Origin of the sequence: Pseudomonas sp. IT-P260 (assembly GCF_949768395.1) — a bacterium.
Classification (GTDB): domain Bacteria; phylum Pseudomonadota; class Gammaproteobacteria; order Pseudomonadales; family Pseudomonadaceae; genus Aquipseudomonas; species Aquipseudomonas parakoreensis.
In genome coordinates this window covers 1-18,429 of record NZ_CATKPO010000042.1, presented here as the reverse complement: position 1 = coordinate 18,429, position 18,429 = coordinate 1, and the positions used below count along the sequence as shown (strand labels likewise).

The 18,429-nt window shown below is 61.0% G+C and carries 20 protein-coding genes; 8 read left to right on the top strand and 12 right to left on the bottom strand.

Annotated features, from left to right (window positions below; translation table 11 throughout):
- Positions 1–340 precede the first annotated feature (340 nt).
- Entirely contained in the window at positions 341–1,759 is a 1,419-nt protein-coding gene (leuC, locus tag ACM6HV_RS22980) for a 3-isopropylmalate dehydratase large subunit (RefSeq protein WP_414905369.1), read from the top strand.
- Positions 1,756–2,370, top strand: a complete 615-nt coding sequence (gene leuD, locus ACM6HV_RS22975; RefSeq protein WP_414905368.1) for a 3-isopropylmalate dehydratase small subunit — start codon at positions 1,756–1,758, stop codon at positions 2,368–2,370. The genes leuC and leuD overlap by 4 nt, the downstream gene beginning before the upstream one ends.
- A 123-nt stretch (positions 2,371–2,493) precedes the next feature.
- Here leuD and ACM6HV_RS22970 read toward each other — a convergent pair whose 3' ends face one another.
- The 4 genes from ACM6HV_RS22970 to soxR all read right to left on the bottom strand — a co-directional run bounded on the left by ACM6HV_RS22970 (position 2,494) and on the right by soxR (position 5,594).
- Positions 2,494–3,444, bottom strand: a complete 951-nt coding sequence (locus ACM6HV_RS22970) for a LysR substrate-binding domain-containing protein (RefSeq protein WP_414905367.1) — start codon at positions 3,442–3,444, stop codon at positions 2,494–2,496.
- Positions 3,445–3,467: 23 nt separating this feature from the next.
- Positions 3,468–4,343, bottom strand: coding sequence for an alpha/beta fold hydrolase (locus ACM6HV_RS22965; RefSeq protein WP_414905366.1), 876 nt, complete (start codon positions 4,341–4,343; stop codon positions 3,468–3,470).
- A gap of 238 nt (positions 4,344–4,581) precedes the next feature.
- Positions 4,582–5,040 (bottom strand): VOC family protein, encoded by a 459-nt coding sequence (locus ACM6HV_RS22960; RefSeq protein WP_145594014.1) that lies wholly within the window; start codon positions 5,038–5,040, stop codon positions 4,582–4,584.
- A gap of 104 nt (positions 5,041–5,144) precedes the next feature.
- Positions 5,145–5,594 carry a redox-sensitive transcriptional activator SoxR gene (gene soxR / locus ACM6HV_RS22955; RefSeq protein WP_047295338.1) on the bottom strand — a complete coding sequence of 150 codons (450 nt, stop codon included), beginning with the start codon at positions 5,592–5,594 and terminating at the stop codon, positions 5,145–5,147.
- A gap of 92 nt (positions 5,595–5,686) precedes the next feature.
- Here soxR and ACM6HV_RS22950 point away from each other — a divergent pair, with 92 nt between their 5' ends.
- Positions 5,687–6,052 carry an antibiotic biosynthesis monooxygenase gene (locus tag ACM6HV_RS22950; protein WP_041069765.1) on the top strand — a complete coding sequence of 122 codons (366 nt, stop codon included), beginning with the start codon at positions 5,687–5,689 and terminating at the stop codon, positions 6,050–6,052.
- Here ACM6HV_RS22950 and ACM6HV_RS22945 read toward each other — a convergent pair.
- The 4 genes from ACM6HV_RS22945 to msuE all read right to left on the bottom strand — a co-directional run bounded on the left by ACM6HV_RS22945 (position 6,049) and on the right by msuE (position 10,207).
- Positions 6,049–7,152, bottom strand: coding sequence for a sigma-54 interaction domain-containing protein (locus ACM6HV_RS22945; protein WP_414905365.1), 1,104 nt, complete (start codon positions 7,150–7,152; stop codon positions 6,049–6,051). The genes ACM6HV_RS22950 and ACM6HV_RS22945 overlap by 4 nt on opposite strands.
- A gap of 25 nt (positions 7,153–7,177) precedes the next feature.
- On the bottom strand, positions 7,178–8,365 hold the full coding sequence (locus ACM6HV_RS22940) for an acyl-CoA dehydrogenase family protein (RefSeq protein WP_414905364.1): 1,188 nt from the start codon (positions 8,363–8,365) through the stop codon (positions 7,178–7,180).
- A gap of 128 nt (positions 8,366–8,493) precedes the next feature.
- Positions 8,494–9,633 carry an FMNH2-dependent alkanesulfonate monooxygenase gene (gene ssuD, locus ACM6HV_RS22935; RefSeq protein WP_414905363.1) on the bottom strand — a complete coding sequence of 380 codons (1,140 nt, stop codon included), beginning with the start codon at positions 9,631–9,633 and terminating at the stop codon, positions 8,494–8,496.
- A 10-nt stretch (positions 9,634–9,643) separates the two neighbouring features.
- Positions 9,644–10,207: an FMN reductase gene (msuE, locus tag ACM6HV_RS22930; protein WP_414905362.1), complete on the bottom strand. Its 564-nt coding sequence runs from the start codon at positions 10,205–10,207 to the stop codon at positions 9,644–9,646.
- Between the two features lie 392 nt (positions 10,208–10,599).
- Here msuE and ACM6HV_RS22925 point away from each other — a divergent pair, with 392 nt between their 5' ends.
- The 4 genes from ACM6HV_RS22925 to ACM6HV_RS22910 all read left to right on the top strand — a co-directional run bounded on the left by ACM6HV_RS22925 (position 10,600) and on the right by ACM6HV_RS22910 (position 14,811).
- Entirely contained in the window at positions 10,600–10,857 is a 258-nt protein-coding gene (locus tag ACM6HV_RS22925; protein WP_041069780.1) for a hypothetical protein, read from the top strand.
- A gap of 102 nt (positions 10,858–10,959) precedes the next feature.
- On the top strand, positions 10,960–11,574 hold the full coding sequence (locus ACM6HV_RS22920) for a LysE family translocator (protein WP_041069783.1): 615 nt from the start codon (positions 10,960–10,962) through the stop codon (positions 11,572–11,574).
- A 205-nt stretch (positions 11,575–11,779) separates the two neighbouring features.
- Positions 11,780–12,946: an aminotransferase class V-fold PLP-dependent enzyme gene (locus tag ACM6HV_RS22915; RefSeq protein WP_414905361.1), complete on the top strand. Its 1,167-nt coding sequence runs from the start codon at positions 11,780–11,782 to the stop codon at positions 12,944–12,946.
- A 56-nt stretch (positions 12,947–13,002) separates the two neighbouring features.
- Entirely contained in the window at positions 13,003–14,811 is a 1,809-nt protein-coding gene (locus ACM6HV_RS22910; protein WP_414905360.1) for an aminopeptidase P family protein, read from the top strand.
- Positions 14,812–14,855: 44 nt separating this feature from the next.
- On the opposite strand, the gene ACM6HV_RS22905 is transcribed toward ACM6HV_RS22910, so the two are convergent.
- Both ACM6HV_RS22905 and ACM6HV_RS22900 read right to left on the bottom strand, forming a co-directional pair.
- Positions 14,856–15,452 (bottom strand): 2-hydroxychromene-2-carboxylate isomerase, encoded by a 597-nt coding sequence (locus tag ACM6HV_RS22905; RefSeq protein ID WP_414905359.1) that lies wholly within the window; start codon positions 15,450–15,452, stop codon positions 14,856–14,858.
- Between the two features lie 40 nt (positions 15,453–15,492).
- A complete protein-coding gene (locus ACM6HV_RS22900; protein WP_414905358.1) occupies positions 15,493–16,224 on the bottom strand; it encodes an SDR family oxidoreductase in 732 nt (243 codons plus the stop codon).
- A 92-nt stretch (positions 16,225–16,316) separates the two neighbouring features.
- On the opposite strand from ACM6HV_RS22900, the gene ACM6HV_RS22895 reads away from it, so the two are divergent.
- Positions 16,317–16,886 (top strand): TetR/AcrR family transcriptional regulator, encoded by a 570-nt coding sequence (locus tag ACM6HV_RS22895; RefSeq protein WP_414905357.1) that lies wholly within the window; start codon positions 16,317–16,319, stop codon positions 16,884–16,886.
- A gap of 10 nt (positions 16,887–16,896) precedes the next feature.
- On the opposite strand, the gene ACM6HV_RS22890 is transcribed toward ACM6HV_RS22895, so the two are convergent.
- Together ACM6HV_RS22890 and rhtA are read right to left on the bottom strand one after the other, a co-directional pair.
- The gene (locus ACM6HV_RS22890) at positions 16,897–17,178 is read right to left on the bottom strand and encodes a hypothetical protein (RefSeq protein ID WP_041069802.1); all 282 of its coding nucleotides are present in this window, start codon (positions 17,176–17,178) and stop codon (positions 16,897–16,899) included.
- A 168-nt stretch (positions 17,179–17,346) separates the two neighbouring features.
- Entirely contained in the window at positions 17,347–18,234 is an 888-nt protein-coding gene (gene rhtA, locus ACM6HV_RS22885) for a threonine/homoserine exporter RhtA (protein ID WP_041069804.1), read from the bottom strand.
- Positions 18,235–18,429 lie beyond the last annotated feature (195 nt).

Below are 18,429 nucleotides of genomic sequence, written 5' to 3'. Positions count from 1 at the left end.
GGCGCGGTCGTGGCGGTTGCCTGTGCGAACGGCCTGCATCTCTATAGGACGGATGAGCCGGACAAATCCCGAAAGGTGATATGAAAGTAAATGTTTCGCACTTCGCAGGGGGCGACGACATCCCCCTGTAGGAGCTGCGGCACGCTGCGATCTTTTGATCTTGATCTTTAAACAACAGATCAAAAGATCGCAGCCTCGTTGCACTCGACAGCTCCTACAGGATTTTTGCGGGCAGGCGATCAAACACGATTCATGAATGGCGCTCTCACTGTCGGGCAATTGATGGCCGGTTCGCGCTCCTTATGATGGAAATCACTCGATTCCCCTAGTGAGCCCCCTGATGAGCCCCAGAACCCTCTATGACAAACACATCGATTCGCACACCGTGTGCCGCCTCGACGATCAGGGCCATGTGCTGTTGTATATCGATCGCCAGGTGATCAACGAATACACCAGCCCGCAGGCGTTCAGCGGTCTGCGCGCCGCCGGGCGCAAGGTCTGGCGGCCGGGTACGGCGTTGGCGGTGGTCGATCACGTCAACCCGACCACCCCCAAACGGGTGGCGGCGATGCCTGATGCCGGCGGTGCGCGGCAGGTGTCGTATCTGGCGGAGAACTGCCGGGACTTCGGCATCGAACTGCTGGACATTCTCGATAAACGTCAGGGCATCGAGCATGTGATCGCCCCGGAGCAGGGCTTCATTCTGCCGGGCATGGTCATCGCCGCCGGCGACAGCCACACCACCACGTACGGCGCGCTGGGGGCGTTCGGATTTGGCATTGGCACCTCGGAAATCGAGCACCTGCTGGCCTCGCAGACGCTGGTCTACAAACGCCTGAAAAGCCTGCGCGTGACGGTGGATGGCGAACTGGCGCCGGGGCTGACGTCGAAGGACGTGATCATGGCGCTGATCGGCCGCATCGGTGCGTCGGGTGCCACGGGTTATGCCATCGAATTCTGCGGTTCGACCATCGATGCCCTCAGCGTCGAAGCGCGGATGACCATTTGCAACATGGCGGTCGAAGCCGGCGCACGTGGTGTGTTCATGGCGCCGGATGAAAAAGTCTTTGCTTATCTCAACGGCAAACCCCGCGCACCACAAGGCGTACTGTGGGCGCGGGGCGTGGAGAAATGGCGTGAATTGCGCAGCGATCCCGGCGCCGTGTTCGACCGCGAAATCCACCTTGACGCCAGTCTGCTGGAACCGATGGTCACCTGGGGCACCAGCCCGGATCAGGCGGCGCCGATCGGCGCGCAGGTGCCGGACCCGCAAAGCATCGACGATCCGATCCTGCGTCAGGACATGCGCCGCGCCCTGCATTACATGGGCCTGGAGGCGGGGATGGCGCTGCGCGATATCGTCATCAGCCACGCTTTTATCGGCTCCTGCACCAACGCGCGGATCGAGGATCTGCGTGACGCCGCCAGCGTGGTGCGCGGTCGGCGGGTGGCCGGGCATGTGCGGGCGATGATCGTGCCCGGTTCCAGCGCAGTGCGGGCCCAGGCCGAGGCTGAGGGGCTGGCGCAGATCTTCATCGACGCCGGTTTCGAATGGCGTCAGTCCGGCTGCTCGATGTGCCTGGCGATGAACGATGACGTGCTCGCGCCCGGCGACCGTTGCGCCTCCAGCACCAATCGCAATTTCGAAGGCCGCCAGGGCGCGGGGGCGCGCACGCACCTGATGAGCCCGGCGATGGTCGCCGCTGCGGCGATCAACGGCCACCTGACCGACATCCGCCACTTCGGAGAACGCCCATGAGCCTGCAACCCTTCACGCAAGTCAGCGGCCGGGCCGCGCCGCTGCTCGCGGCCAACGTCGATACCGACGTGATCATGCCCAAGCAGTTTCTCAAGGGTATCGATCGTCAGGGGCTGGATCGTGGGCTGTTTTTCGATCTGCGCTTTCTCGCCGACGGCACGCCCAACCCGGAATTCGTGTTGAACCAGCCGGCCTGGCAGGGCGCTAGTTTTCTGGTGGTCGGGGCGAATTTCGGCTGCGGTTCCAGCCGCGAACACGCGGTGTGGGGGCTGCAGCAAATGGGCATTCGCGCGCTGATCGGCAGCCGTTTCGCCGGAATCTTCTACGACAACTGCCAGCGCAACGGGGTGTTGCTGATCACGCTGGATGAGGCGCAGGTGCAGCGCATTGGCCGGTTGGTGAGTCAGCCTGAAACGGCACAGATCAGTGTGGATCTGGAGGCGCAGCAGATTCGTCTGGCGGACGGTGAAGTCATCAATTTCCAGATTGATGGCTTGCGCAAGACCGCACTGTTGCTGGGGCTGGATGCGATTGGCAGTACCTTGCAGCGGCGAGCGCAGATCGAGGCGTTCGAGCGCGAACACCTGGCCGCCAACCCATGGCTGGCCTGACACCCCTTTGACCCTGTGGGAGCTGGCTTGCCAGCGATGAGGCCGGCACATCCACCATTTATATTGGCTGAGCTGACGCCTTCGCTGGCAAGCCAGCTCCCACAGGATTTTGTGGTGTCTGGGCTAGAGAGAAAGATCCTTGAAATGCCCCTGCAAAAACTCCACGCACGCCCGCAGCTTTCCGGAGTTGGCCAGCCGCGTCGGGTACACCGCCCAGACGTTGGCGCTCTGGCTGTAATCGGCCAGCACCGGCAGCAGTCGGCCCTGTTCCAGCAACGGTTTCACATCCCACAATGAGCGTAGTAACACCCCGCGTCCGTCGAGCGCCCATTGCAGGACGATCTCGCCGTTGTTGGAAGACAGCGGCCCACTGACCCGCACGCTTTCCTGCGTGCCGTCACGATCCAGATGCCAGACGCCGAAGGCGTTGTCGCGTTCCTTGATCACCAGGCAGTCATGCTGTTGCAGATCGTCCAGAGTCTGCGGTGTACCTCGGCGTTCAAGGTAGTCGGGCGCAGCGCACAGCACCCGGCGGTTGCTCACCAGTTGCCGGCCGATGTGCTGGCCGGGCAGGTCGTCGCCGACGCGGATTTCCAGGTCGAAGCCCTCGTTGACGATGTCCACTGCACGGTCGAACAAGTCCAGGCGAATCTGCAGCTGCGGGTGCAGCTCGGCCAGCCGTGAAACCGCAGGCGCCACATAATTACGGCCAAAACCGAAACTGCTACAGATGTGCAAGCGCCCGCGCGGGCTGTCGTGGGCGTCGGCGAGGTCGTCGCGCAGTTGCTGGAAGTCATCGAGAATACGCAAAGCCCAGCGCTGCACCCGCTCGCCGTCCTCGGTCAGCGACACGCGGCGACTGGTGCGGTGCAGCAGGCGGGTGCCGAGGGTCGATTCGAGAATCTGGATGCGTTTGCTGACGTAGGCCGGGCTCAGGCCCAGCTCATCGGCGGCGGCTGCGAAGCCGTTCTTGCGGATCACGGTCAGCAGCACCCGCAAGTCTTCGGGCAGGGGCACGGGGTCTTGGTTCTGGGACATGGCGGAACGGGCACTGGCGGCACAAGCCGCCAGCATAGCATCGGTGGGGAACGCTCGATTCAGCGCAGGAAATCCAGGGCTTCGGCGAGCAACAGTTCCGGCACTTCTTCGGCCAGATAATGCCCGGCGGGCAGCGCCTTGCCGCTGACGTCGGTTGCCACGTGCTGCCATTCCTTGAGCGGGTCGAAGCAGTGCCCGACCGTGCCTTGCGCGCCCCACAGCACCCGCAGCGGCAGGTCAAGATGATGGCCGGCAGCGATGTCGGCCCGGTCATGTTCCAGGTCGATGCTGGCGCTGGCGCGGTAGTCCTCGCAAATGCCGCGGGCGCTGCCGGGACGTTGCAGACACCGCAGGTATTCGCTGAACGCTGGCCCGGTAAACGGCGTGAGCCCGGCGCTGCGGCTGCCCATGACGCTGCGCAGATAGCCTTCGGGATCGGCTTCGATCAGGGTTTCCGGCAACGGCGCCGGGCGGATCAGGAAGAACCAGTGCCAATAGGCGCGGGCAAAGGCCTCGTTGGTCTGCGTGTACATCGCCAGGGTCGGGGCGATGTCCAGCAACATCATCCGTTGCACCGCAGCGCGGTGGTCGAGGGCCAGGCGATGGGCGACCCGCGCGCCACGGTCGTGGGCCAGCACCGAAAACTGTTCGAAGCCCAGCGCCTGCATCAACTCGAGGTTGTCCCTGGCCATTTCGCGTTTTGAGTAATGACGATGCTGTTCATCGGCAGCCGGCCGGGCGCTGTCGCCGTACCCGCGCAGGTCGGCGGCGACCACGGTGAAATGCTCCGCCAACTGCTCGGCAATCTTGTGCCAGATCACATGGGTCTGCGGGTGTCCGTGCAACAGCAACAGGCCCGGGCCGCTGCCGCCGAGGCGGTAGGCGATATCGACGCCGTTGACGTGGCGCTGGTCTTTGCGGAATCCGGCAAACATCGGGCTGATCCTTGTTCAGGTGCGGGTGGGATGCATCCTGAAAGTGTTCGGCATCCGGGGCAAGGGTTGAAGCGTGGTGTGGTGGTTCATGAAGTGTGGTTGGTGTGCTCAATGTCGGCCTCTTCGCGAGCAGGCTCGCTCCCACAGGGATCTCTGGTGTGAACACAATCCTGGTCACACAGTACACATTGTGGGAGCGAGCCTGCTCGCGAAGAAGCCAGTTCTGACGCTGAGTTTCTCAACCTTGGCTGAACATCTCCATCGCCCGCTGCTTGATCTGCTCCTCGGTCAGATCCTCCTTGCGTGTCGCCAGAAACCACAGGTGCCCATAGGGATCCTTCAGCGTTCCGCTGCGATCACCGTAAAACTGATCCTTGACCTCGGACACCGCTTGCGCCCCGGCCTCCAGTGCCCGCTGAAAGGATTTGTCGACATCGGTGACATACAGATGCAAACCGACCGACACGGCATGGTCCGGGCCGCTCAAGGGCCCTTGATCGCACGGTGTGCCGAGCATGATCGCGCTGTCGCCAATGCGCAGTTCGGCGTGGCCGATGCGGCCGTCCGGCATGTCCAGGCGCATGACCTGCGTGGCGCCGAAGGCTTTTTTATAGAATTCGATGGCATCGGCAGCCTTGAGAATGCCGAGGTACGGGGTAATGCTGTGATACCCCTCGGGAATGGGTTTGACGCTCATGACGTTCTCCCTGTTCTTTGTTTTACGAGGTAGGGCTCCACCGGATTTGTGGAAGATTCACTATAGAACTGTCTGCGCGGGCAGAAATTTTCCCCGACGAGCCGTCAGCCGAGAAAGTGTGCCCCCGGCCCTTTCTCACCGAGCACATCGCCCTGATTGCGCAACGGGCAAGCTTCCATCGACAGACAGCCGCAGCCGATGCAGCCGGTAAGCCGGTCACGCAACAGGGTCAGCTGATTAATCCGTTCATCCAGCTCGCGGCGCCATTGTTCGGAGAGGATTTTCCAGTCCGCTGCGGTTGGTGCGCGGTCGTCGGGGAGTCTCTTCAGCGCCTCGCCAATCTCCGCCAGCGGAATACCCAGGCGTTGCGCGACCTTGATCAACGCCACCCGGCGCAAGACCGCCCGTGGATAACGGCGCTGATTGCCGGCATTGCGCTGGCTCTTGATCAGGCCTTTGGCTTCATAAAAGTGCAGGGCAGTGACCGCGACACCGCTGCGCGCGGCGACTTCGCCGACGGTGAGCTGTTTGTGCAGGTTTTCCGGGGTGATCATTTTGCGAAGGGCTCTTGACCTTGACTTAACTAGAGGTTTTACCCTGCAGGCCTTCGAGTCGCAAGACTCGGCTTAATGAGTGGGGACTTCTCATGCAAACCTCAGCGAAAAATCGCAGTTTTACCCAATTGATCGAATTCGAGATCGAGCCGCGTCAGCAGCCGGCATTGGTTTGTGCGCTGTCGCAGCAGAGCGAACATCTGGCGCAGCGCTACGCAGGCTTTGTCAGCGCCAGCGTCCAGGTCAGCGACGACGGTCGGCGGGTGCTGAGCTTGCTGCAATGGCAAAGCCGCGAAGCCGGGGAGGCGGCGTTCTGTCGCTATGAAAGCGGCGAGCAGGATTTCTGGCAGCTGATCCGCGCCCATCAGGCGAAGACCGTGACCTTCAATTCATTTCAGGTGTTGAGCAGCATCGCCCGCAGTCATGACGATGCGCTGCACTGCAATCTGGTCGGCTAGATCGACAACTGGATCAGGCGTTCACCGTGCAGATTCTCCGTGAGCCGCCGCTTGTTCACCGCCAGTTCGCCGATCTTGATCAGTCGTGTGCGGGTGACATTGCGGCTCAGACCAAGCAGCGCGGCGGTGTGCACCTGGTTGTAATGGCAGAAGCGATAGGCAGCGCGCAGCAGGGCGTCTTCGACCTTTTCGTGGAGGGCGCCGGCCTGTTGCTCGAAGAGCTTTTGAAAGGCCCGTTCCAGCAACGCTTCCGGTGAATCGTCGGCGCTCGACTGCTGATCGTCCGCGCGCTCGATGCGCAAGTTGGACAGGCGCAGATCATCGCGCTCGATCACACCGTTGCGGCAGATCAACAGGGTGTGATGGATGACGTTTTCCAGTTCGCGGATGTTCCCCGGCCAACTGTAGCTGCGCAGTTTCTGTTCGGCACCGGGGCTGATGTTGACCCGTCCGTAACCCAGGCGCTGGCTGTAGGCCTCGATGAAATGCCGGGTCAGCGGCAGGATATCGCCGGGCCGTTCGCGCAGCGGACTGAGTTCCAGATTGACCACGTTCAAACGGTAGAACAGGTCTTCGCGGAAGTTGCCGGCATTGATCGCTTTCTCCAGTTGCACGTTGGTCGCGGCCAGCACCCGCACATCGATCGGAATGCTTTTGCGCGAGCCGAGGCGCACCACTTCGCGTTCCTGCAACACGCGCAGCAACTTGACCTGAATCGCCATTGGCAAATCGCCGATTTCGTCGAGGAACAAGGTGCCGCCATCCGCCTCTTCGAACCAGCCGGCCTTGGCGCTGAGCGCGCCGGTGAAGGCGCCTTTTTCATGGCCGAACAGCTCGGCTTCCACCAGTGATTCGGAGAAGGCGCCGCAGTTGACTGCGACAAACGGCCGATGCCGGCGGTGGCTCAGATTGTGGATATGACGCGCCACCAGTTCCTTGCCGGTACCGGTCTCGCCGATGATCAGCACGCTGGCTTCGCTCGGCGCGACTTGTTGCAGATGCGCCAGCAAGGCCTGGGATTTCGGGTCTTCAAAGACCTGCGCGGTGGCACGGATCGACGTCGCCAGAGCGGGTGAGGGCGGAAGGGTCAGCAGTTGCATGGGACTCGCTCCATTAAAGGCAAGATCAGGAATAGAACGTCGGCACTGGCAGCGCCTGGTTCAGCGCCCAGTCGCCCAGCTCGTGGAGTTTGTAATCGAGCGGGTCGTGCAGAGTCTGCGTGCGCAGGTTGCGCCAATGCCGATCGAGACGCAGCGAGGCGTGGGTTGAACGCGCGCCGGTGACTTCGAACAAACGGCAGCAGATATCCAGCCCCTGACGACTGGCGGCGACCTTGGCGGTGGCAATCGCCGTGGCCAGATGTCCACGTTCTTCTGCGGTCAGGTTCGGGCCTTTGGCCCAGGCCTCGTCGAGCAGCGCGGCGGCCCGCTCGACCAGCAGACGAATGCCTTCCAGCGCCACCCAGAACTCGCCGTAATGCGCGAGCACGTACGGGTCTTCACGCACATTGCGGGCGGCGGATTTGTGCCAGAGCCGGGTTTCGCTCAGGGTGTATTGCCGGGCTTCCTCAAAGGCACCTTCGGCGATCCCGAGGAACATGTGAGTGAAGGTCAGTTGCGCGATCAGCGGACGCAGGCAGGCGAATGGCGTGCTCAACGGGCCGGGATCAAGCAGCAGTTCGGATTCTTCGACCCGCACCCGTTCGAACGTGGCGCTGCCGCTGTCGGTCTGGCGCTGGCCGATGTTGTTCCAGTCGTCATGCAAAGTGATGCCGCTGCGACCGCTGGGGATCGCCGCGATCAGCAACTTGCCGCCGGCACTTTCGTCGACGGCGGAAGCGATCAACATCTGCGAATCGCTGGCGCCGGAGCAGAAGCTTTTCTTCCCGGAAAACTCGCGCCAGCCGCCGAAATCCTTGACCACAGTGCGGGTGTCGAGCGGGTTGAGGGCGTTACCCCAGAACCAGTTCTGCCGCGCGGTCTGTTCGAACCACGGCTGCCATTGTTCGGGCCGCGAGAACAGGCGCACGGTGGCGAGCATCAGGTGATGAAAACCGAAGACGTGGGCGATGGAACTGTCGACCTTGGCGAACTCGCGCACGATCTGCAGGGTTTCGCTCCAGCGCGCGCCGAGGCCGCCGTAGCGAGTGGGAATGCTCAGAGCCAGCAGGCCGCTGTCGCGCAGAGCATCGCGTTCGGCCTTCGGTGTACCGCCGCGCTCGTCACGCTCGACGGCAGTGAGGGCGAATTCGGCGGCCAGTTGACGGGCGGTCTGCAGCGGGGAGAGCAGGGTGCTTTGTGGTTTGGCGGTCACACCAAATCTCCTATGTTTTACAACTGTCCTGTAGGAGCTGCCGAAGGCTGCGATCTGTTGATCTTGCTTGTAAAAAACAAAGTCAAAAGATCGCAGCCTGCGGCAGCTCCTACAGAGTTTGTGTTGGGTCAGGACTTGGTGGGCAACACATCGTTGGCAATCATTTCGCCAAACGGCCCGGTGAGGTTGGTGACGCCGCGTCCGGCCAGGCTCGCGTAAGGTTCCGGCAGCAGCGGGAACACCCGTTCGGCAAAGCGGTAAGCCTCTTCCAGATGCGGATAACCGGAGAAGATGAAGCTCTCGATACCGAGGTCGGCGTACTCCTTGATCCGCGCGGCCACTTGCTGCGGATCGCCCACCAGCGCGGTACCGGCACCGCCGCGTACCAGACCGACACCGGCCCACAGGTTGGGGGCGATTTCCAGGTTGTCGCGACGCCCGTCGTGCAACGCCGCCATGCGCCGCTGGCCTTCGGAGTCGAAGCGCGAGAAGGATTTCTGCGCGGCCTCGATGGTCTCGTCGCTGATGTGCTCGATCAGTTTGTCCGCCGCTTTCCATGCTTCTTCAGCGGTCTCGCGGACGATCACGTGCAGGCGAATGCCGAACTTCACCTTGCGCCCATGGCGAGCGGCGCGTTCACGCACATCGGCAAGTTTTTCGGCGACGGCGGCGGGCGGTTCGCCCCAGGTCAGGTACACGTCGACTTGCTCGGCAGCGAGATCATGCGCGGCGTCGGACGAGCCACCGAAATACAGCGGTGGATAGGGTTTCTGCACGGGCGGATAAAGGGCCTTGGCGTTCTGTACTTTCAGGTGTTTGCCTTCGAAATCCACCGATTCGCCTTGCAACACCCGGCGCCAGATCTTGAGGAATTCGTCGGTGACTTCGTAGCGTTCGCTGTGGCTGAGGAAGCTGCCGTCGCCACGGTTTTCGTCGGGGTCGCCGCCGGTCACCACGTTGATCAGCAGGCGGCCGTTGGACAGTCGATCGAGCGTCGCCGCCATGCGCGCCGAAACGGTGGGCGAAATGATTCCCGGGCGAATCGCTACCAGATAACGCAGGCGCTCGGTCAACGGCACCAGCGCCGAAGCGATCACCCACGAGTCTTCGCAGGAGCGCCCGGTGGGAATCAGCACGCCGTGGTAGCCGAGGCTGTCGGCGGCTTGCGCCACTTGTTTCAGATAATTCAGGGTGACCTGGCGCGCGCCTTGGGTGGTGCCCAGGTAATGCCCGTCGCCGTGGGTCGGCAGGAACCAGAAAACATCCATGAACGGCTCCTTAAGCGATTTTCAGTAACGGTTTGATTTGCGTGCCGAACAGCGGCGCGGCGCGTTCGGCGGCCAGGCGGATCCGCGCTTTCAGCGGTTCGCTGGTGATCTGGTAGTCGGCGAAATCGGCCTCGGTGGCGTACACGCCAATGGGCAGGGTCACCGCCTGGAAGAAACTGAACAGCGGCCGCAACTGATGATCGAGCACCAACGCATGACGCTCGCTGCCGCCGGTGGCGGCGAGCAGCACCGGGGTGTCGATCAGCGCGTTGAGGTCGATCAGGTCGAACAGGTGCTTGAGCAGTCCCGGGTAGGAACCGCGATACACCGGCGCGGCGACGATCAGCAGATCGGCCTGTTCGATGGCTTGCAGTTCGGCTTCGACTTCGACGCTCAGTTCCTGACGCGACAGGGCACCACCCAACGGCCGGGCGATGTCACCGAGTTCGATCAGATGACTCTCGACCGGCAAGTGCCCGGCCAGTTCGGCCAACAGCGCTTGGGTCAGTACCAGCGTGCGCGATGGACGCCAGGTGCCGCCGGAGAGGGCGACGACTTTCAGGGGACGCGACATGATCAGTTCCTTTTTATCAACAGTTGCTCAGCGAGCAGTGAGTCATTGCCAAGGCTTGAGCAAGCGCTGTACCAATTCCTTAAAGGCCCGGTTTACTTGGGCCTGAGCGCTCTGGCGTGAGTCGGTTGTGCGGATATCAGGCGGGTTTGTTGATCTGCTGTTGCCTGAGCAACAGTTGCTGGAGCAACAGTTGTTCGCCGTGTGCAGGGATTTATAGCGACTGCTGTTTATTCCGTAAAAGAACGTTAATCGATATTTATAGATCGTTAAGAGATATGTCGCCGATCAAGCTGAAATCCTGATAGCCACTATTGAGCGCGTTGATTTTTGCCCGGGCGGGCGCGGGCGTAGCCTTTGTCCATCGACTACCACCGCTCGCCAGGACGCTCCCCATGAATCGTTTACTGACTGTTTCGCTGCTGCTCGCTGTCTCCGTACTCGCCGGTTGCGCGACCCACGTTTCCCCCGAACAACGGCCGTACACCGCCGAAGAAACCCGCGAACTGGCAATGGAAGCGCTGAACCGCAGCGGCTTGTCCTTCGACGAATATCACGCGAAGAAAGCCGCACTGCTGGGCGAATCGCAATTCGACAAGAAAGCTGAAATGAGCGCCGGACGTGCGATACAGCTGCACGGTCGTCCAAGTTGATCGAAAACTGTACTGCTCGTATTTTCGCCTAACTGTCCGTGGGTTTGCGGGCTGCCGTGCGATAGGGTCAACACCTGAATGACCCCCGACGGATTGCCCTCCATGACCCTCTCGCTTGATCTGCTGTTGGGCTTTGCCCTGTTTGCCCTTGTCACCTCGATTACACCGGGGCCGAACAACACCATGTTGCTGGCGTCGGGGGTGAACTTCGGCTTCAACCGCACCATTCCTCACATGCTCGGCATCACCTGCGGTTTCTTCGTATTGGTGGTCGCGGTGGGCTTTGGCCTGGGCGCGGTATTCCAGACATACCCGATTCTGTACACGGTGCTGCGCTATGTCGGCGCCGCGTATCTGTTGTATCTGGCGTGGAAAATCGCCCACTCGGGGCCGGTGGGCGAGGGCGTCGAAGGCGAGGCCAGGCCGATCAGCTATCTCGGCGCGGCGGCGTTCCAGTGGGTCAATCCCAAGGCCTGGATCATGGCCATCGGCGCCATCAGCACCTACACGCCGATGCAGGGTTATTTCACCAACGTGGTGGTGATTGCCGCCGTGTTTGCCATCATCAACCTGCCCAGTGTCGGCGTCTGGGCGGCGTGTGGCACGCTGTTGCGCAACGTGCTGAAGGACCCGCGCTGGTTGCGCGTGTTCAACTGGGGCATGGCGGCGCTGTTGGTGATTTCGCTGTACCCGTTACTTCTCGAAAGCTTTCACTGACGCATTGCTTCAACCGCCGGCCCGATGCCTGTTAAGCTCGGCTTCAGGAGCGTTCCTACGCACTTTTAAATGAAGTTGTTCTTCTTTAACGGCATCCGATCAGGTATTGATGACGCTCTCGAACCAACGCGCAGCTCACGAGGCTGCGTTGTGCCGTTTGCAGACACGAGCCTCCTGATCCCGGAACACGCTCTGCGAGTCTTTTATGAATAAACGTCCGCTGTATTTCGATTACGCCGCCACCACCCCGGTGGACGAGCGAGTCATCCAGGTGATGATCGACTGTCTGGGTTTTCACGGTAACTTCGGCAACCCGGCGTCCAGCTCCCACGCTTTCGGCCAGCAGGCCCGGCAAACGGTCGAGCAGGCCCGCCGACAAGTCGCCGAACTGGTGGGCGCCGAAGCCGCGCAGATCGTCTGGACCTCCGGCGCCACCGAATCCAACAACCTCGCCCTCAAGGGCGTGGCGCAGGCGCGCGGCGTTGCCGGTGGCCACATCATTACCAGTCAGATCGAACACAAAGCCATTCTCGACACCGCCCGGCAATTGCAGGACGGCGGCGTTGCGGTGACCTATCTGGTGCCGGACGCCGATGGCCTGATCACCCCGCAGGCGATCAGTGAAGCCATGCGCGACGACACCTTTCTGGTGTCGCTGATGCTGGTCAACAACGAACTCGGCACCCTCAACGATATCCCGGCCATTGGTGAAGTCGTGCGCGGCCGTGGCGCGTTGTTCCACGTCGATGCCGCGCAGGGTGCGGGCAAAGTGGCGATCGATCTGCAGCAATGGCCGGTGGACTTGATGTCGTTTTCGGCGCACAAACTCTACGGCCCCAAGGGGATCGGCGCGTTGTATGTCGGCCCGCGCGCGCAGCAGCGTTTGCAGGCGCAGATTCATGGCGGCGGCCACGAAGGCGGGCTGCGTTCCGGGACGCTGGCCACTCATCAGATCGCCGGCATGGGCGCGGCATTCGCCTTGGCCGCTGCGGCGTTCGATGCGGAGAAAACATCCATCGTGGCGCTGCGTGAGCGCTTGCTCGAACAATTATCGAGCCTGCCTGGCGTGCGCCTCAACGGCAGCGATAGCCAGCGCATCCCGCATACCCTGAGCCTGACGTTCAGCGAAGGTGAATTCAACAGTGCGGCCTTGAGCCAGTCGATCGCCTTTTCCGCGACCTCGGCCTGTAACTCGGCGAGCAACACGCCCTCTCACGTGCTGTTGGCCCTGGGACACGATACCCGGCTGGCCGGTCGCACCATTCGCCTGAGCCTCGGCCGTTTCACCACCGCCGACGATGTCGATCAGGCGGCAGAACTGATCAAAGGCGCCTGCGCCAGTGCCCCGGCATTCTGGGCGACAGGGCTTTAACAAGCCGGTTTTCACGGCTACGAACAATAACGATGAAGTGATTGGCAGGAGACATGATGAGTACCCAGACTTTGACCGAAGGAACGGTTCCCCAGCGCCTGGCGCACACCCGTGAACTGATGCGCCGCGAAGGCATTCATGCGTTGCTGGTGCCATCGGCGGACCCGCACCTCTCGGAATACCTGCCGGGTTACTGGCAAGGGCGACAATGGCTGTCGGGCTTTCATGGCTCGGTCGGCACGTTGATCGTGACTGCTGATTTCGCCGGGGTCTGGGCTGACAGTCGCTATTGGGAGCAGGCGACCAAGGAGCTGAAGGGCAGCGGCATCGAACTGGTCAAGCTGCAACCGGGTCAGCCGAGCCCGCTGGACTGGCTGGCCGAGCAGACACCTGAAGGTGGCGTGGTCGCGGTCGACGGTGCGGTGATGGCCGTTGCCTCGGCACGCACGTTGAGCAGCAAGCTTGAAGCCCGCGGCGCGCGTTTGCGTACCGACATCGACTTGCTGAATGAAGTCTGGGCGGACCGCCCGAGCCTGCCGAACGCGCCGATCTATCAACATCTGCCACCGCAAGCGACGGTCAGCCGTGGCGAAAAACTCGCCAAACTGCGTGAGACCTTGCGGGAACGTGGCGCTGACTGGCACTTCATCGCCACCCTCGACGACATTGCCTGGCTGTTCAACTTGCGCGGTGGCGATGTCTCGTTCAATCCGGTGTTTGTGTCGTTCGCGTTGATCAATCAACAGCAAGCGACCCTGTTTGTGGCCTTGAGCAAAGTCGATGCCGAGTTGCGTGCAGTGCTGGAGCAGGATGGTGTGACTCTGCGCGATTACCAAGAAGTCGCCGACGCCTTGCGCGCTGTACCAGGCGGCGCCAGCCTGTTGGTGGATCCGGCGCGGGTGACCAGCGGTTTGCTGGATAACCTGGACAAAGGCGTGAAACTGGTCGAAGGCCTGAACCCGACCACGCTCGCCAAATCGCAAAAGAGTGAGGCTGATGCGCAGCACATCCGCAAGGCCATGGAGCAGGACGGCGCGGCGTTGTGCGAATTTTTCGCCTGGCTGGAATCGGCCTTGGGTCGTGAACGCATCACCGAACTGACCATCGACGAGAAACTCACTGCTGCCCGTGAGCGTCGTCCGGATTACGTGTCGCTGAGCTTCAACACGATTGCCGCGTTTAACGCCAATGGCGCGATGCCGCATTATCACGCCACCGAAGAAGAACACGCGGTGATCGAGGGTGACGGCTTGCTGCTGATCGACTCGGGCGGCCAGTACCTGGGCGGCACTACCGACATCACCCGAATGGTGCCAGTGGGGACGCCGACGGCTGAACAGAAGCGTGACTGCACTCGGGTACTCAAAGGCGTGATTGCTCTTTCGCGGGCGCAGTTCCCGAAAGGCATTCTGTCGCCGTTGCTCGACGCCATCGCCCGCGCACCGATCTGGGCGGAAAGCGTGGATTACGGTCACGGCACCGGTCATGGGGTCGGCTATTTCCTCAACGTGCATGAAGGCCCGCAGGTGATCGCCTATCAGGCAGCACCGGCACCGCAAACGGCGATGCAGGCGGGGATGATCACCTCGATCGAACCGGGCACTTATCGTCCGGGCCGTTGGGGCGTGCGCATCGAGAACCTGGCGATGAACCGCGAGGCGGGGAACAGCGAGTTCGGCGAGTTCCTCAAGTTTGAAACCTTGACCCTGTGTCCGATCGACACGCGCTGCCTGGAGCCGTCCTTGCTGACCCAGGAAGAAAAGCAGTGGTTCAACGCCTACCACGCTGAAGTGCGTGAGCGTCTGAGTCCGTTGCTGGAGGACGCTGCGCTGGAGTGGCTGAACACGCGCACTGCGGCGATCTGAATGGCTGAAACCCGGGCGCTGTCGGCAGTGCCCGGGTGTTGTTTCTAATCTTGACGCAGGGCTTCGTCGACGAAGTCGAGGCGGTCCTGTCCAAAGAACATCTGATTGCCGATAAACATGCTCGGCGCGCCAAATACACCGCGTTTAATGGCTGTTTCGGTGTTGTCCTTCAGGGCTGCCTTTACCGTCTCGTCGTTGGTCAGGGCCAGAACTTCATTGGGGTCGAAGCCGTGCTCGCTCAATACCGCAGCGACAGTTGCCGGCTCATCAAGCGGGCGTCCCTCCACCCACAATGCCTTGAACAGACAATCAATAAATGCGTGAAAGCGTTCTGGTTGGCGCAGTTGGATGCCGGTGACGGCACGCATCAGCATCAGTGTGTTGATCGGAAAATGCGGATTGAATTTCAGCGGCACGCCGTAACGTTTGGCGTAGCGATCCAGATCCTGAAACATGTAGCGGCCCTTCGCCGGAATCATTGCCGGCGATGCGTTGCCGGTCGCCTTGAACACGCCGCCCAGCAGCATCGGGATGTAGATCAGCTGGCTCTCGGTCTCGGCACAGATCTTCGGCAACTGGGTATAGGCCAGGTAAGTGGCAGGGCTGCCGAGGTCGAAATAGAACTCCACGGTTTTCGTCATCTTCGCTGCTCTCTGATTATTGTTATGGAGGAGGCGGGGCTTACCAGCGTTCGTTCCACGGGCGCAGATCCAGCTCGAAGGTCCAGGCATCCCGTGGCTGACTGTGCAGATACCAATAGTTTTCGGCGATGTGTTCGGGATTGAGAATACCGTCCTGATCCTTGGTCGCGTACTTCTCTGGGAAACTGTTGCGAATGAAATCAGTGTCGATGGCGCCATCTACCACCACGTGCGCGACGTGGATGTTCATCGGGCCCAACTCGCGCGCCATGCTTTGCGCCAGTGCACGGATACCGTGTTTGGCGCCGGCAAACGCGGCAAATCCGGAAGCACCACGCAGCCCGGCGGTGGCGCCTGTGAACAGAATGGTGCCGCGCTGGCGCGTGACCATGCGCTTGGCCACTTCGCGGGCATTGAGAAAACCCGAGAAACAGGCCATTTCCCAAATCTTGAAATACTTGCGCGCAGTTTCTTCGAGAATGCTGCAAGGCACGTTGGCGCCGATGTTGAAGACAAACGCCTCGATCGGACCCAGGCGGGTTTCGATCTCTTCAATCAACGCCATGACGTCTTCTTCCTTGCGTGCATCGCAGGCAAAACCATGTGCTTCTCCACCCTCGGCCAGAATCGCGTCGACCAGCGGCTGCAATTTGTCGGCACTGCGCCGGGTGACGCAAGCGACAAATCCCTCCCTGGCAAAGCGCTTGGCAATCGCTCCGCCGGTGGCATCGCCGGCACCAACGACTAATACGACCTTCTTGTTGTTATTCATGGGTGAACCCCTTTAGTAAACGATCGTTAAGTGAACGAACGTTATGCTAGGATCCGGACAACGTCAAGGCAGTCGATCAAGAGGGTAAGCACATGCGGTATTCCGCCGGTCACAAGCTGGAAACCCGAGAAAAACTGCTGAACAGCAGTGCGCTTTCAGCCAAGCGTTCGGGCTTTTCCACAGTCGGTGTCGATGGTTTGATGAAGGCTATCGGCTTGAGTGGCGCGGCGTTTTATAGCCACTTCTCGTCGAAAAACGAGCTGTTCACCGCAATCGTCGAGCGCGAACTGTGTCAGAGCCTGGAGCGGCTGGGAGGGCAGGGAGCGCAGGACCGTGAGCGGCTGGAGCGCTGTCTCAAGCAGTACCTGAGCATGGCTCACGTAGAGCAGCCTGAATCGGGCTGTGCACTGCCGACACTGGGCGCGGAAATTGCCCGTTCAGATGATCAGGTTCGCGAGCAGGCAGAGTTGTGGATTTGTCGGCTGCAAGCCAGTTGGGCGCAGATCCTGGAAAGCGACAGCCTGGCATGGGCGATTCTGTCGCAATGCGTCGGAGCGCTGGTGGTGGCGCGGATGCTGGTGACGCCGGAGATTCAACAGACGGTATTGCAGTCCAGTCATGAGGAAATCGGGCGTCAACTGGCTGCTCGACAAGGCGAGTAGCCAGAATGATTCACTTGCAGATGACGATCATGCTGCGGCTGGTATAGCCAGCCGGATTGAGACCGAACGGGTAATCGCCTGGCTCTTCCACGGCGTCCCCGGATTTGGCGATGACCTTGTAGCCTTTAGGGGCGCAGGAATTGGCGGCGCTGGTGTAGCACTTGTCCCAAGAGGACGACAGCCCGGAACAGTTGATGTGCAGCCCTTTTTTACCGTGCTTCACCTGGGTCTTGGAGGTCGCTGCGCACCCCGCTACTGCCAATACAGCGATCAGTATCAAAATTCGTTTCATTACCGTCCTTATGGTAGCCACGAGTCTGTCGCTCGGGTCTGCCTGTATTCGCCTGCGCTTTAAGCGGTTTGATATCCCTGTCCGAAAAATCCATGTCTGGCACTGAGTTAAGGGGGCTAAACATGGCCTAAATGAACGCCAATTGCCAGACCTTCGTCAAATCCTGTCTCAATCTGCCGCAACGGCGGGCTTGGCGGTGCTGCCCATGGTCATGGTTGCCCCGACGGAGGCCAGAATAATGCAGAGGATCGCCATCCATTGTGACAGCGTGAGGTACTCCTGCAGAAAAAGGAGCCCCGACAATGCGCCGAAGGCCGGTTCGATGCTCATCAAGGTACCGAAGGTGCGGGCAGGCATGCGGGTGAGGGCGACCATCTCAAGGGTATAGGGCAAAGCCGTTGAGAGGATGGCGACGCCAATGGCGATCGGGATCAGCGACGGGGTCAGTAACGCGGTGCCGGCATGCACGATGCCAATCGGCGCGACAAACAGTGCGGCGATCATCACGCCCAGGGCCGCAGTCGTCACGCCGTTGTCGGCACCGGCTTTTTGGCCGAACAAAATATACAGCGCCCAGCACACGCCGGCGCCCAAGGCATAACCGGCGCCGACTAGATCAATTCCTGCGGATGTTGCTCCGGTCGGGATCAACAACAGCAGGCCGACCGCCGCCAAGGCAATCCATAGAAAGTCGATAGCGCGGCGAGAGGCGTAAATGGCGACGGCCAGCGGACCCGTGAACTCAAGCGCGACTGCAATGCCAAGCGGCACTGTGCGCAATGACATATAGAAGAGGAAGTTCATGCCACCCAGCGCCATTCCGTAAACGATCACTGTCCGCAGCGACTGTGCTGTCAGCCTTGCGCGCCAAGGGCGCAGCAACAACAGCATGATTACGCTGGCGAAGACCAGGCGCAGAGTAGTCGTCCCTTGAGCCCCGACCACCGGGAACATGCTCTTGGCTAAAGAGGCGCCAGACTGGATGGATGCCATGGCTATTAATAGGAGGCCAACCGGGAACAGCGTTGAGGCCAGAGAGCGAGGTTGGTCAGTCATTGCAAGGCATCGTCCGAAGGTGAGAGCAGGGTATTGTTTTAGATGTTGGGCAATATACTGCGCATTCGGAGGCATTGCGTCTATATATAGCTGGCTTTTTCGGTGCATTGAAAGAAACTGAAATTAACGGTTGACGGCAGATTCTGAGTCTCTATAATTCGCCCCACTTCCGGCGCAGTCGAAACGGAAAACTCA